This window comes from Kitasatospora sp. NPDC054768 (assembly GCF_053612025.1).
On the sequence record NZ_JBSHBN010000107.1, the window covers coordinates 1 to 13,916 of the forward strand.

The window sequence follows — 13,916 nt, forward strand, 5'->3', positions numbered from 1 at the left end:
AGGGCCTCCTCCGGGAGGCTGACCGCCAGTCCGGACCGCTCGGCCAGGGCGGCAAATGTGCGATCTGCCACGTCCTCCAGATAGTCGGCGTCCAGCTGCAGGATGGACGGGCGACCGGCCGCCGGGCCGTCACCGGGCGCCCACGGGGTGCTCACGGAGTGCTCACGGGGCGTCGTGGCGGTGCGCGGTGACGAAGTAGGGCTGCACCTTGCCGCTCTGCGCTTAGTCCTTGAGCCGGACCAGCAGTTCGGCCCAGGTGCCGGCCACCGCCGGGACGCCCTCCTCGCTGCCCGGCTGCCAGCCGCCGTGCCGGAACAGCAGCCGGGTGCGCCCGGACGCGGCGGGCCGGTCCGGGGCGGCGGGGGCCTCGGGGGCCGCCGACCGGTCGGGGGCCGCGGGGACGCCGGGGGCCGCGGGCAGCTCGGCCAGTTCCCAGCTGATCCAGGTGCCGGCCCAGTGCGGCGGGAAGGACCCGGCGTTGGTCCACACCACCCGGTCCGGGTCGGTCCGCTCCACCCGCAGCCGGAACGGCTCGGGGACGTCGGGGAAGTCGAACAGCAGGACGTCGCCGTCCCGGTCCACGCCGGTGGTCCACCAGGAGGTCAGCCCGTCGTGCGTGGTGAGCGCGGCGAGCACCACGGCCCGGGGCGCGGCGATGTCGAACTGGAGGGCGATCTCGGGCATGGGTCCGCCTTTCGCGGTGACCGCTGGGTCCCCGCCCGGGGGCGTTCGGCCCCGGGACGTACGGCCCCAGGCCCACCATGGCACGACCCCCGGGCCCGCGCGCCCCGGAGGACGCCGGCCCGGGGGTCGTCCCCGTGGTATCCGGTGGGTGCGGTCAGCCGCCGCTGCCGTAGCTGGTGTTCGCGCAGATGTCGTCGTCCGCGGAACGGGCGTCGTTGGTGATGGTGGTCGGCAGCGGCTGCGGGGGCGCCGGGACGCCCGGGGTTGCGGCCGTCGCGCCGCCGCCGGCCGGGGCACCGGTGGCCATCCCCATCGCGGCGGCGAAGTCCTGGCCGGCGATCACCGAGATGCCCCGGGCGCTGCTGGGCTCCAGGCCGGCGCCCGGGAACAGCGCGGCGACCTTCTCGGCGTTCGCCTTCTGCCCGGATCCGTACTCGATCGTGGTGGTCCTGTACTTGGTGCTCGCCGCCTGGCCCGCCGTGCTGGCGGCGAACTTGGCGCCCTTCAACTGCTCGGTCGCCTTGCCGGCCAGGCCGTTGACGCTCGTTCCGTTGTAGACCGCCACCCTGATCGCCGAGTTGGCGGTGTCCGCGGCCGGGGCGGCCGGGGTGGTGGGCGGTGCGGGCTGCTGCGGGGCCGGGCTGGTGCCGTCGGCCGGGGCGTCCGGCTGCTGGCCGGTGGCGTTCTGGCCGTCGATGGTCTGGTCGGCCTTGAGGGTCTCCCAGAGCTTGTTGGCGTCCGCCTGGACCAGGTCGAGGTCCTGGTCCTGGGTGCGGTAACGCCACGGAACCGTCACGAACTTGAGGTCGTGCATGTCGATGTTCTTCAGCGACAGGCCGAAGGAGAGCAGCTTGTCGGCGGAGTCCAGGCCGGGGTCGACGACCAGGGACTTGGTCGCGGCGTCGGCCAGCGGCAGAAGGGTGGTGGGGTTCATCCCGTCCTTCTTGATCTTGCTGGCGAGCGATCCGAGGAACGCCTGCTGGCGCTTCATCCGGCCGATGTCCGAGCCGTCGCCGATGCCGTGCCGCAGCCGGACGTAGTCGAGCGCCTTCTGGCCCTCCACGGTCTGCTTGCCCTGCGGAAGGACGAGGTCGCCCTTCTTCTTCAGCTTGGGGTTGATGTCACCCTCGTAGATCGGCTTCGGCAGACAGATGTCCACGCCGTTGACGGCCGAGGTCATCGAGGCGAAGCCGTTGAAGTCGACCACGAGGGTGTGGTCGACGCGGATACCGGTGAGCTTCTCCACCGTGTTCTGGGTGCAGGCCGGGTTGCCGTCGTCGCTGCCGCCCATCGAGAACGCGGCGTTGAACAGGTCGGTGTTGCCGCCCTTGGTCCACTTGCCGTTGGGCAGCTTGCAGGACGGCAGCTCGACCTTGGCGTTGCGCGGTATCGAGATCCCCACGGCGTGCTTGTGATCGGCGTAGACGTGCAACAGGATCGTGGTGTCCGAACGGGCGCCGCCGTCCTCGCCGCCGCCGAGGTCCGCGTTGTTCTTGCCGCGGCTGTCCGAACCGATCAGCAGGATGTTGACCGGCTTGTTGCCGTCCGCGTCGGCCTTCGCCTCCGGGGGACGGTTGCGGGCTATCGCGTCGCCGTCGAAGGACTTGATGTTGGCGTTCAGCTTGAGGTAGATCGCGCCGCCGACGCCGGCGATGACCACCAGCACGCCCGCCGTCGACCAGGCGACGATCTTCTTCACGTTCTTCTTGGGCTTGGCACTCTTGCGGGCGGCGGCCCGGCCACCACCCGCCGACGCGGCCTCCGCTTTCCCGCCGCCGCCACCGCCGCGTCCGCCCTTGCCCTGGGCGGCGCGACGGGCCTCCGCCCGGCCGCCGGCACGCGGGGAGGGCACGGATCCCGCGGCGTCTTCCGTCGCGGGCACGCCTTCGCCCCGAGCCGGGCTCTCGCCCCTCCGACCTGACATGCGCGTACCTTTCACCGACGGAAGCGACGCCCCTGACGATCCGGCGCACCGCACACAGAGAGACGGTCCGGACCGTTCCCAGGTTGCACATACGACCGTCACCACTAACCGACGATCGTGGCTTCCGATCATATTTAGGCCCGACACGATCACCGACCTCCGGCCCGGAGCAATCCCACCAATCAACGGGCAACATCCAGACAGAACAGCCGAAATCGCCCGGCTCCAGCGTGACTCACGCCACTGCGCGACGTCCCGTCCCCCGGCCGCTCCGGAGCTCGCCGCACTCCCCCGCGGCCCGCGCCGCGTGGAGATCCGCGACGGGCCTCACCCGGGTGTCATGAGCGCAACGAACTGTTACAGTGCCGAATGTTTCGTGATTTCCGAACCGGCCGCCCGAGACACCGCGCTGTGGAGACGTCACCGTCGGCCCGCCCGAGTGCCGGCACCCCCCGCGTCCGCCGACAACGAGCGGCCCGGCCCGCACGACCCGCCCTCCCGGGCCCCGCGAAGACCCCCCTCGGCTCAGGTCGACACCCACCCGGCCACCGGCCCGGCTCCGGGTGTCGACCGTTTTTCTCGGCCGCCCGCCCCACCGAGGCGGCACCGCGGCACACCGGACCGACGACGCCCGGCGCGGACTGTCGAACCGTCAGATCCCGGTCCGGCACGAGGAGATCACCCGCCGCCCGGGCCGCACCACGCCGCCACCAGCACCACTCACCGTCACCGCCACCGCCACCGTCACCGCCACCGCCACCGCCACCGCCACCGCCACCGCCACCGCCACCGCCACCGCCACCGCCACCGAAGGAACGGAAACCGATCACGAGATGTCAACCGCGCAGGCGATCCCCCTCCGCCGCATCGAGGGGTTCCGCAACTTCTGGCTCTCCCGCGCCGTTTCCGGCCTCGGGTCCGCCATCACCACCGTGGCGCTCCCCGTCCTGGTCTTCCAGGAGAGCGGGTCGCCGCTGCTGGTCTCCCTGGTCGCGGCCGCCGGAACGCTGCCCTACCTGGCCTTCGGCCTGATCGCGGGCGCCGTCGCGGACCGCGTGGACCGCCGCACCCTGATGATCGCTACCGACTGGCTCAACGCCCTCTGCCTCGCCACCGTGCCCCTGGCCTGGGCCCTGGGGGCGCTGACGGCATGGCACGTCATGCTGGTGGCGTTCCTGTCCGCCGGCCTCGCCCTGTTCTTCGACGCGGGCGTCTACGGCTTCGTCCCCGACATCGTCGGGAAGGAGGGCCTGACCCAGGCCAACAGCGCCCTCTACGGGGCGGAGACCGTCGTCCGGATCGTCGGCAACGCCGTGGCGGGCGGCCTCATCGCGCTGTTCCGCCCGGCCGGCACGCTCGCCCTCGACGCCCTGAGCTTCGCCGTGTCGGCGCTGTTCATCAGGGCGGTCGTCAACGTCGCGCCGCGGACCGCCACCCCGGGCACCGAGCGACCGGGCTTCAAGGAATCCATAGGCCAGGGGCTGCGGTTCCTGGCGGGCCACCCCACGCTGCGGATCATGACCGTGGTCGGCACCCTCCAGTCCTTCTCCGGCGGCGCCATCGTCGGCCAGCTGGTCGTCTTCGCCGACCGCGCGCTGGGCATCCACGGCTCCGACGGACGGATCGGCCTGCTCTACATGGCCTGGAGCGCCGGCGGCATCGGCGGCTCCCTGCTGCTGCCCCGGCTGCGGCGGCGCTTCGAGGCCTTCCCGCTGCTCCTCGGCGTGCTGCCGGTCGGGGCGCTGCTCGGCCTCGTCGTCGTCCTCACCTCCAACTGGCTGGTCGCGCTGGTGGCCCTGGCCGTGTGGGGAACGGCGTACCTCGTCGTCCTGGTGAACACGATGACCTACTCCCAGGAGGTGACGCCGCCCGAGCTCCAGGGCCGCGTCAACACCACCCGCCGGATGCTGTCCTCGGGCCTGGGCGTCCCGCTCGGCGCACTGGTGGCCAGCAGCATCACCGTCTCCGTCGGCATCCAGGCCGGGATGGCCACGGCGGTGGCCTCGATCGCGCTCGCGGCCGCGATCGTCTGGACGGTCCGGCTGCGCCGGGCGTTCGGCCCGGCCACCCGGGCCTGAGAGCCGGTCCGAACGACGGGCAGGGCCCGTACCGCGCCCGCTCTGTCGGGCGGCTGCGGCACGGGCCCGCGGACCGGACCGTCCCGGGCTCAGCGGCCGGGCGGCTTCCCCTCGAAGCGTCGGCCTATCCAGCCGAAGAAGGCGTCGGCGACCCTGCCGAGTTCCGGCTCGGGCATCACCGTGAAGCCGCCGTGAGCGGTGCTCCACTCGTTGAGGACCGGACCGGAGTCCGTCATCAGCCAGTCCACGCAGATCCACTCGGCCCGCAGGTCGCGGGCGATGCGGGCGCACTGGTCCGCGACCTGGTCGTGGTCCCGGTTCACCTCCACGGACCCGCCCTGGCTGACGCTCGCCAGGTAGCCGCCGGGGCGGGGGCGGCGGGTCAGCGAGGAGACGACCTCACCGTCGGCCATGAAGACGCGCATGTCGCCGGAGTGCGGGATCAGCGGCTGCACCAGGTACCCGCCGACGGCCTGGGCGACGAGGTCGATCACCGCGCCGAGCTGCTGCTCGGAGTCGACCCGCAGCACGCCGTAACCGCCGGTCAGTTCACGGGGCTTGACGATGTAGGGGCCGTCGCCGAGCCCGCGCCGCACCTCCCCGAGCACCCGCCGGGCGTACCTGCCGGGCGGCACGGCGACGGTGTCCGCGGTCCGGATGCCCAGGCCGGCGGCGTGCTGGAGCTGCGCGAGTTTGTCGCGCTCCAGGTAGTCGGGGCCGGTGTACGAGCGGTTGAGCAGGACGGAGTCGCTCGCCTCGATGGTGCGGTAGACGGCCCGCAGCGCCTGGAGGCCCTGCGGGTCGGTGGCCATGTCCTCGACGATGAAGCACTGCCGCCGCTCCAGCAGGTCCTCGTCGCCGTGGCGCAGGACCGGCCTGCCACCCACGCAGGACGGCACCAGTTCGGTGGCGCTGATCACCCGGAAGTCGAGGCCGCGGGGCCGGGAGAGCGCCGAGTAGCGCCGGGTGATGCCCCGTTCGAACGCCTCGACCCCCGCGGGGTCGAGGTCCTCGGACTGGTAGATCCAGGTGATCACGGGATTCATCATGGGACGCGGCATGATGCGCTCTCCTCGCGCTGTGGTGTCCGGTGGTCGGCGTGGAACGGGTGCCCGGAGCGGGGGCCTCAGGACGTCCGGGACTCGGGCAGCCGGGACCAGAGGAAGTAGTAGTCCTCGCGGCCCTCGCCGCATCCGAAGGCGCCGACGACCTCCAGGCCGGCCTTCCCGACCATCTCCGTGAAGTCCTCCGGGGCGGAGAACCGGTGGTTCTCCTGGATGAGGACCGAGCCGCCGGGCCGCAGCCGCTCGGCCGCCGCGTCGTAGAAGGCACCGTGGATGGCCCAGTCGGTGTCCTTCCAGATCAGCGGCGAGTGGGAACGCTGGTAGTCCGAGGCGGCCGCGTCCTGGTTGACGTGCGGCGGGTTGCCGACCATCAGGTCCCAGCGGAGGTCCGCCGGCACGTCGTCGAAGCCGTCGGAGAGGTGGAAGCGGGCGCGGCCGCGCAGACCGTTCTCGGCGATGGTCCGCTCGACCGCGTCCCCGGCGGCGGGGTTCACGTCGCCCAGGTCGACCGAATCGCACAGGCCGGCCGCCAGCAGGGAGAAACCGATGAACCCGGGGCCGGCGCACCACTCGAAGACCGATCCGACCCGGCCGAACCGGGACCGGACGAACGGCTCGTACGCCCGGCCGAAGGTGTTGCCGCCGCCGTCGAGTTCGGCCGTGTAGGACACGGACACCGGCCCGTAGTCGGCACGCGAGTAGGTCGTCATGTCGTCCTCCTGGGGAGAGTCGCGGGGGTCAGCGGAGCGCGAACGCCACGTTCGACAGGGCTCCGTGGCCGTGGATGCTGACCACGCCGTCCCGGTCGGGCGGGAGGTAGCGCACCATGCAGCCGGCGGCCCGCCCGTCGAACAGGAAGGGGCTGAAGACCGGCACCACCTCGGCCTGGTGGCTGCCGGATCCGTCCGGACCGGCGAACTCCATCCGGTACGGCACGGGTTCCACCCACTCCTGGACGATGTGGTCCCGCGCCGCGGCGGCCGCGGTCACCGCCGCCCGCCAGGCCCGCGGCGGGCACGAACGGCCCACCAGGACGCGCTGCCCGCTCATCCCGACGGCGGGCTTCAGCACGAACTCCTCCTGGCGCTCCAGGAGCAGTTCCGGGAGCGGCACGGTCCGGCCGTGCCGCTCGACGGGCCGGTCCCCGACCACGCGGGTCCACGGCAGGTAGCGCTCGACGGTCCGCCGGTCCCGGTCCGTCATCCACGGCCGCCCCTCGGACACCCAGCCGAGCACCTTCTTGTTGGCGATCAGGTACGCGGTCTGGCTCGCGATCAACCGCACGCCGGCGTCCAGGGCCGTCCGCACCGGCCCGAGGTCGATGCCGTGGCCGAGCCATTCGAGGATCGTGAAGTGGCGCAGTCCGAGCCGGTAGCGGGGTTCTCCCGGCAGCCCGAGTCCGTCGAGCAGGTCCTCCGGCTCGAACGTCTCGGCCGCCAGGCCGCGGCGGCGCAGCGACTCCTCCTGGATCTCGAAGTAGCGGCTGGGGGGACCGCCGAAGTCCCGGAGCGTGCCGACGATCGCGACCGCGGGCTCGACGCCCAGGGCCCGGACGGCGTGCACGAAGAGCTCGTCGCGCACCGCGAGCGGATCGACCGCGTCGAAGGGCATCCGCTCCGGGCCGCCGAACGCCGCCACCCACGCGGCGGTGTGCAGTGCCGTGTCCACCACCCCGCCGATGCCGGAGCCGATGTTGAACTCCAGGAATTTGGGGCCGGAGGCGCCCACCATGACGTCGGGCCGGGCGATGCAGGTGGCGTAGTCCTCCTCGGCCGGGCCGTCCATGACGAGGGGGTACATCCGCTCGTCGGCACCGAGCGCGGCGATCCGGCCGGCCGCCGTCGGAGCGCGCTCCAGCAGCGTGCGGCGCAGCAGCGCCAGCAGGTCCGCGGTGGCGGTGAACAGCTCGTCGTAGGAGGAACGCGGCAGCATGACGGGCCGCAGGGACGACGCGACCGGCACCACCCGGGCGTACTCGCCGTCCTCCACCCGGGCCAGTTCCCGCTGGACGGCGGGCAGTTCGAGCCGGTTGTCGAGCGGCGGCGGTGCGGTGCCGTACCACGGGGCGGTCATCTGCGGGCCCTTCCGGCGGGCCCGCGCGCCGCGCCGGCGAGGAATTCGTCGAGGTCCACCTCGCGCACCCCCGCCACTCCCGGGGACTTGGCGGAGTAGTCGAGCCGGGGGGCGCGCCGCGCGTCGCGGAAGTAGACCGCCTCCAGGGTCCCGTCCGCCCTCTCGGCCAGGACCGGATTGGCGACCAGGTAGTCCCGCACCTCCGGCGTGTCGGCGCGGACCTGCAGCCAGAGCCGCTTGGCGCCGAAGTGGTTGGGCGGCGGCAGCACACTGGTGCCGAACCGCCGCTTCCACTGGTAGGTGCCCTTGCTGACGAAGGGTTCGGTGCCCTGGAAGTCGAGGCGGCGCACGCCGTGGCGGGCGCACCAGTCGATGAGGAAGTGGTAGATCGCCTTGAAGGCGCCGCTGTCGTAGTGCTCCCGCGCGCCGTCGACCACGCCCAGCAGGCGCAGGGTCATCGTCCCCGATGCCCGGTCCCAGTGGCAGAGCGCTCCGCCGATCGGTTCGCCGTCCTGCCGCAGGACGAACATCCGGCCGCCGCGGAAGAGGCACTCGTAGGAGACGTCCTTGGTCTCGGTGCGCTCCCGGTCCCCGTGGCGCTGGAACATGGTGGGGCGGTAGAGCCGGTCGTAGAAGTGGTCGAACCACGCCGGGTCCCGGCTGAGCCCCCAGGTCCAGGCGTGGTCGCGCAGGTCGTGCTTGAACTGCTGGCGCTCGCGCTTGGAGATGCGCTGCCGGACGGTGTCGGGGTCCGCGTCGAAGTCGATCACGAAGTGCACCCGCATCGGCACGATGAGGGAGGCCTCGCGCGGCAGCGCGCGGGCCCGCTCGGCGCTCGTACCGACGATGACGATGTCCGCGTCGGGCAGCCGGGCGGGGTCCCGGAGGGCGGCTCCGGTGAGCCGGCCGGTCCGGCGCCGGACGCCGTGGACGTCGGCGTCGCGTCGGAGCTCGGTGAACTCCAGGGTGTACGCGAGGCCTTCGGCGAGGCCCGCGTAGCTCACCGACAGTCCCCCGGCCTCCGAGCGGACGGCCGGGAAGCCGGCCCCGTCCCGGGTGTCCCAGGCGGTCCGTGCGGTGGTCAGGACCCGGTTGCCGCTGTTGCGCCAGTGGTAACCGGTGTGCATGCGCAGCCGCTGGTGCGGCGTGGCGCGCGGGGGCGGGACGGCAGGGACCACGGGGCTATCACCTCGGCGGGTCGTCGGTGGCGAGCGGGGCGGCGGTGGCGAGCGGGGCGGTCGCGGAGCGGTGTGGTCGCGGAGCGGGGCCCCGCGCGAGCGGTCAGGCGGAGGGCGTGGCGTCCAGCACCACGCGCCGCAGGTCCTCGGCGGTGCTCACCGGGTGCAGGTCCCGGACGGTGAGGTGGCCGTAGTCCGTCGCCGAGTAGCTGCCGGAGCCGTGCACGAGGATGTCGGTCTCGGGCACCAGCCCCCGGTCGACGGCGTTGAGCAGGCCCGTCATCGCCATCACCAGGGACCACTCGCGCAGCGCGGTGGGGTTCGCGGGCAGCCGCACGCCGGCCTCCCCGAGCAGCGAGCGCACCTGCCCGTAGCGGCCGAGGCACTCCGCGAGCGAGACGACGATGCCGCCGCCGCCCTGGGTGCGGATGAGTTCGTTCATCCGGGGCGAGGTGGGCGGGTTGCGGGTGTAGAAGGTCGGGTCGAGGGTCTCCCGCGGATCGAAGGTCTGCGCGGGGTACCGCGGGTCGGCGCTCTGCGTGAACAGTCCCGTCCCCGCGTCGTAGGAGTACGCCGGGAGGTTCCCGGTGTCGGTGGAGCCCTCGTTGTACAGGCTGAGCACCATGTCGGGAGCGCCCAGGTGCTGCACCAGGAAGTAGTGCGGCGGCAGGGTCCGGGAGCGGACGTCCGCGGGGAGCCGGCTGCGGCCGTGGGCGTGGCCGAGCAGCCCGTAGGCGCTGGAGACCGAGTGCACGTGCAGCCGGGCCTCGCCGGGCGCCGAGGGGAACAGGTCGGCCTCGGCCAGCGCCCTGACCACGTCCGCCGCCAGGTAGTTCTCCAGCTGGAGGGTGTACCAGAGGTTGGTCTCGCACTCCTTCTCCAGAGCGCTCCGGTGTTCGTCGACCAGCCCGAGGGCGATGGCCTTCACGGTGCCGGGATCCTCGCCCCCGTACACCGCGATCGGGTTGCGCGCCCGCAGCCCGGGGTCGGTGAACAGCTCGGAGCTGCGCAGCTTGGCCACCGCCCCCTCGGGGACCACCGTGATGACGTTGAGCCGGTCGGCGTCCACCAGACCGGTCCGGACGGCCCGGAGCACCGCGTCGCGCATGGCGATGGCCTTGTTGGCGGAGGAGGGCGTGACGATGGTGACCCGCCGGCCGGTGTCCTGGACGAAGCGGACCGCCCTGGCCACGATGACCAGCGAGGCGAAGGTCTTGGTCGTCATGGTGGCCGGGTTGCGCGTGAGGTCGAGCAGCGCGAGGTTCCGGCCCCGGTACGACGGCATGGCCTCGTGGCCGAGGCCGGAGACCGCGAGGTACTCGCGCATGGCCTCGGTGAGTTCGGGCAATTCGACGCCCGGCGTGAATCCTTCGGCGTCGGCCTTCTCCGGGCCGCCCAGGAGGTCCCGCAGGACTGAACGGATCTCTTCGTAGTACCGGACGAGAGCGTTGTCGAGAATCACTTTTCCTGCCTCTTTCCACCGGAGATCGAATCCGCCCGCGCGCCTGCACGGTCGTGCTCGCGCAGGTCGGTGACGGCCGTCAGGGAAACCGAGAAAGTGGGCCGCGACCCTGGTCATGACGAAAGACAAACCCAGTGCACACAACATCGACACACCATGCCGATCGCGGCCCCCAGGCGCCGCGCGGAACCCGGCGAATTCCAGGACCGAAAGCGGGTCGGACTCCTCCGCCGGCTCGACCCCACCCGTTGAGCCTTCGCGTCCGCGAAACCTCTCAACCCCGGATGATTCGGTGAAATTTTGTGCGGACGGGTGATACGGCAGCTGCTTGTCGAGAGTATTGATTCATTGACCGTCCCCGGTCAACGACCCTTCGGTGTGACGCAGGTTACATCGCGTCCATTTCGCTACGACATTGCCCCCCGTTCACCCCTCTTGCGGGACAAACGACCATCTGTGGAGCAATTTCCTCCGATCCGGACCTCACCTGGCGCAAGGGATTCAGGGAGCCGGACAGCCCGGGTGAAATTGCCGCACCTTGGGGGCTGTTCGTCCGGATGTCCGAGAATTCATGGTCCGCATGGACACGAACTGTCCTGTGGACTCCTTTCCGCGACGACCTCGCCGATGATCCGGCCCGGCCCTTCGGGACCCGGCCGCCGGAGCCGCCGAGCACCGCCTCCGCCGGGTCGCCGAACGACGGAACTCCCGCCGCGGCCCCGCCGGATGACACGTCGCCCGCGGCGCCCCGCCCTGCACCGCGCCGATACCGTGCCGATCACGACGAAGGGCGCCCTCCCCGAAGGGAGGACGCCCGGACTCGCCTCGACCACGTGGGCCACCAGGGGCTCGAACCCTGAACCTACGGATTAAAAGTCCGCAGCTCTGCCAATTGAGCTAGTGGCCCGCGGCCCCAGCTCGCCCGGATGCCCGGGCGGAAGGACCACGGCGATCCTACCCGGTGGGGCCCAGGGCTCCGCCAGTGGATTGCGCGGGCGTGCCGGGCTCGTGGAGCGGGACTTGAGGCGGGGTGTAGTGAACGGCGCGGACCCGGCGGAGCCAGGCCTCGACGGGGCGCTGGTCGGGGGCGGTGGGCAGGACACCGCGGCCGGCCAGCCGGTCGGCGGCGTCGGCGAGCAGACCCTCCGCGAGGGCGGGGCGGTCGGCGATGCGTTCGCCGAGTTCGCGGATGCGTTCGGGGTCGGGCAGCCGGATCAGGTTGCGGCCGGTCTCGTGCAGGCGGACGGCCTGCTCGACCAGCCGGACCAGGTGCCGGGCGTGCTTGGCGGCCCGGCGGCGGGCGGCCGGGTCGGCGGTGTCGCGGGTCAACAGCTTGCGGAACTGCTGGTCGGCGTAGCCGAGGTAGGCCTTCCGCACGGCCGGAGCGCTGAGGAAGGCCGCGCGCAGGCCGACCAGTTCGTCGCCGAGCGGGGTGCGGACCTCGTACAGCTCGTCCGGCAGCCAGACCAGTTCGGAGGCGGTCGGATTGCAACCCAGCGCCAGTCGGCACCACTTGGCGGCCTCGTGCAGGGTGACGTCGGGCGCGGTGGTGACGTGGGACTCGGCCGGGCGGTGCAGGCCGTGCAACTCCTCGGTGGGGGTGGCGAACAGGCCCAGCCGGTCGAGGTCGGAGCCGGCGTGGGCGAAGCCGTACGCGGTGGAGCCGACGATGCCCGAGAGCAGCACCGTGCCGGGAACAGAGGCGACACCGGGAACGGAGGCGACGCCGGGAACGGCGGTCGTGGTGGACATCGGCGGACTCCTCTCGGACGGACGGGCGGGCACCACATCCTCGTCCGGGCATCCTCGCCGAGCGGGCCGCGCCGGGCGAGCGAATTCCGGTCCGGGCCGCCCGGCCGCCGGGTAGCGTTCGGTCCATGTCGACCACTCCCACCGACGAGGTCCTGATCGTCACCGGCGCCGGCCGCGGCATCGGAGCCGCCACCGCCCTGCTGGCCGCCCGCCGCGGCTACCGGGTCTGCGTCAACTACCGTACGGACGAGGCCTCGGCGACCGCCGTGGTGGACGCCATCCGGGCCGGCGGCGGCACCGCCCTCGCGGTCCGCGCCGACGTCACCCGCACCGCCGAGGTGGAGCGGCTGTTCACCACCGTGGACGACGAGCTCGGCCCGCTCACCGGGCTGGTGAACAACGCCGGCACGCTGGAGAAGCAGTGCCGGCTGGAGGAGATCGACGAGGACCGGCTGACCCGGATCTGGGCCGCCAACATCACCGGCCCGTTCCTGTGCGCGGCCCAGGCCGTCCGCCGGATGTCCACCCGGCACGGCGGGCGGGGCGGCGCCATCGTCAACGTCGGCTCGGCCGCCTCCCGGATCGGCTCGCCGAACGAGTACGTCGACTACGCGGCCGCCAAGGGCGCGGTGGACTCGATGACCCGCGGCCTCGCCCTGGAGGTCGCCGCCGAGGGCATCCGGGTCAACGCGGTGCGGCCGGGGCTGATCCACACCGACATCCACGCGCTCGGCGGCGAGCCCGGCCGGGTCGACCGGGTCGCGCCCGGCCTGCCGATGGGGCGCGGCGGGCAGCCGGAGGAGGTCGCCGAGGCGATCCTCTTCCTGCTCTCCCCGGCGGCCTCGTACACCACCGGGGCGTTCCTGGAGGTCTCGGGCGGGCGCTGAGCAGCCGGTCGCCCACCGGCGGGGGCCGGTTTCGGACGGTGTCCTCCCGCCGGGCCGCCGACGTCGCACTCCTCCTTCCTCCCGCCCGCGCCCGCCCGTACCGTGGTGGCCATGACCGACGCCTTCATCGACATCCCCGGTGTGCGCAACTTCCGTGACGCGGGCGGGATCGGCGCCCTCCGCCGGGGCGTGCTGTACCGCTCCGGGTCCTTCCACACCCTCACCGAGGAGGGCGCCCGGCGGCTCAAGGCCCTCGGCCTGCGGACGGTCTTCGACCTGCGCAGCGCGTACGAGCTGGAGGCCTGGCCGGACCAGCGGCACTGCCTCGACCACGAGACCCTCGGTCTGCCGACCCTTCCCCCGCACCCCGAGGACGCCGACCGGCCCTGGCCCGAGGACCAGGCCGCCCTCTACCCCTTCATGGCCTCGACGGCCGGCCCTTCGCTCGCCGCCGTCGTCCGCCGCCTCGCCGCTCCGGACGCGCTGGCCGCCGTCGTCCACTGCGCCGTCGGCAAGGACCGCACCGGGCTCACCATCGCCGTCCTCCAGTCCCTGCTGGGCGCCTCCGAGGCCGAGATCACCGCCGACTTCCTGCTCTCCAACATCGGCCTCGGCCTCGACAAGGGCCCCACCCCGTACCTCGACGAGACCGGCACCGAGCGCCTCTCCCGCCCGGTCGACGCCGAGCTCCTGGTCTCCTCCCTGGCCTGGATCCACGACCACCACGGCACGATCCCCGACTACCTCCGCCACCACGGCACGACGGACGCCGAACTCGACGCCGCCCGCGCCAACCTCGCGGACTGACGGGCCT

At 72.7% G+C, this 13,916-nt stretch carries 11 protein-coding genes and 1 tRNA gene; 3 read left to right on the forward strand and 9 right to left on the reverse strand.

Translation table 11 applies throughout. From position 1 onward, the window contains the following. Positions 1-222: 222 nt before the first annotated feature. The gene (locus tag ACWGKU_RS27210) at positions 223-684 is read right to left on the reverse strand and encodes an SRPBCC family protein (RefSeq protein ID WP_452180332.1); all 462 of its coding nucleotides are present in this window, start codon (positions 682-684) and stop codon (positions 223-225) included. Positions 685-838: 154 nt separating this feature from the next. Further along, entirely contained in the window at positions 839-2,536 is a 1,698-nt protein-coding gene (locus ACWGKU_RS27215) for an LCP family protein (protein WP_452180333.1), read from the reverse strand. Positions 2,537-3,171: 635 nt separating this feature from the next. Here ACWGKU_RS27215 and ACWGKU_RS27220 point away from each other — a divergent pair. Beyond that, positions 3,172-4,686, forward strand: coding sequence for an MFS transporter (locus ACWGKU_RS27220; protein WP_452180334.1), 1,515 nt, complete (start codon positions 3,172-3,174; stop codon positions 4,684-4,686). An 89-nt stretch (positions 4,687-4,775) separates the two neighbouring features. Here ACWGKU_RS27220 and ACWGKU_RS27225 read toward each other — a convergent pair whose 3' ends face one another. From ACWGKU_RS27225 to ACWGKU_RS27255, 7 genes are all read right to left on the reverse strand, one after another. Beyond that, the gene (locus tag ACWGKU_RS27225; RefSeq protein ID WP_452180335.1) at positions 4,776-5,723 is read right to left on the reverse strand and encodes an ATP-grasp domain-containing protein; all 948 of its coding nucleotides are present in this window, start codon (positions 5,721-5,723) and stop codon (positions 4,776-4,778) included. A gap of 89 nt (positions 5,724-5,812) precedes the next feature. Further along, positions 5,813-6,460: a methyltransferase gene (locus tag ACWGKU_RS27230; RefSeq protein ID WP_380547010.1), complete on the reverse strand. Its 648-nt coding sequence runs from the start codon at positions 6,458-6,460 to the stop codon at positions 5,813-5,815. A 28-nt stretch (positions 6,461-6,488) separates the two neighbouring features. Further along, a complete protein-coding gene (locus ACWGKU_RS27235; protein ID WP_401044389.1) occupies positions 6,489-7,823 on the reverse strand; it encodes a hypothetical protein in 1,335 nt (444 codons plus the stop codon). After that, positions 7,820-9,001, reverse strand: coding sequence for a hypothetical protein (locus tag ACWGKU_RS27240; protein ID WP_401044386.1), 1,182 nt, complete (start codon positions 8,999-9,001; stop codon positions 7,820-7,822). The genes ACWGKU_RS27235 and ACWGKU_RS27240 overlap by 4 nt, the downstream gene beginning before the upstream one ends. 103 nt (positions 9,002-9,104) lie before the next feature. Beyond that, positions 9,105-10,463 carry a DUF6002 family protein gene (locus ACWGKU_RS27245; RefSeq protein WP_401044383.1) on the reverse strand — a complete coding sequence of 453 codons (1,359 nt, stop codon included), beginning with the start codon at positions 10,461-10,463 and terminating at the stop codon, positions 9,105-9,107. Between the two features lie 834 nt (positions 10,464-11,297). Next, a tRNA-Lys gene (locus tag ACWGKU_RS27250) sits at positions 11,298-11,370 on the reverse strand. 47 nt (positions 11,371-11,417) lie between these two features. Next, positions 11,418-12,215: a nucleotidyltransferase domain-containing protein gene (locus tag ACWGKU_RS27255; protein WP_380547004.1), complete on the reverse strand. Its 798-nt coding sequence runs from the start codon at positions 12,213-12,215 to the stop codon at positions 11,418-11,420. A gap of 125 nt (positions 12,216-12,340) precedes the next feature. Between ACWGKU_RS27255 and ACWGKU_RS27260 the strand changes: the two genes are divergently transcribed. Together ACWGKU_RS27260 and ACWGKU_RS27265 are read left to right on the forward strand one after the other, a co-directional pair. Next, on the forward strand, positions 12,341-13,102 hold the full coding sequence (locus ACWGKU_RS27260) for an SDR family oxidoreductase (protein ID WP_380547003.1): 762 nt from the start codon (positions 12,341-12,343) through the stop codon (positions 13,100-13,102). 111 nt (positions 13,103-13,213) lie between these two features. Further along, complete coding sequence (locus ACWGKU_RS27265) at positions 13,214-13,909, forward strand: tyrosine-protein phosphatase (protein ID WP_380547001.1); 696 nt, start codon at positions 13,214-13,216, stop codon at positions 13,907-13,909. Positions 13,910-13,916 lie beyond the last annotated feature (7 nt).

Excerpts from the sequence above, each read along its gene's own strand:
- ACWGKU_RS27210 (WP_452180332.1), bottom strand. The coding sequence starts at position 684 with ATGCCCGAGATCGCCCTCCAGTTCGACATCGCCGCGCCCCGGGCCGTG.
- ACWGKU_RS27230 (WP_380547010.1), bottom strand. The coding sequence starts at position 6,460 with ATGACGACCTACTCGCGTGCCGACTACGGGCCGGTGTCCGTGTCCTAC.
- ACWGKU_RS27235 (WP_401044389.1), bottom strand. The coding sequence starts at position 7,823 with ATGACCGCCCCGTGGTACGGCACCGCACCGCCGCCGCTCGACAACCGG.
- ACWGKU_RS27255 (WP_380547004.1), bottom strand. The coding sequence starts at position 12,215 with ATGTCCACCACGACCGCCGTTCCCGGCGTCGCCTCCGTTCCCGGTGTC.
- ACWGKU_RS27260 (WP_380547003.1), top strand. The coding sequence starts at position 12,341 with ATGTCGACCACTCCCACCGACGAGGTCCTGATCGTCACCGGCGCCGGC.
- ACWGKU_RS27265 (WP_380547001.1), top strand. The coding sequence starts at position 13,214 with ATGACCGACGCCTTCATCGACATCCCCGGTGTGCGCAACTTCCGTGAC.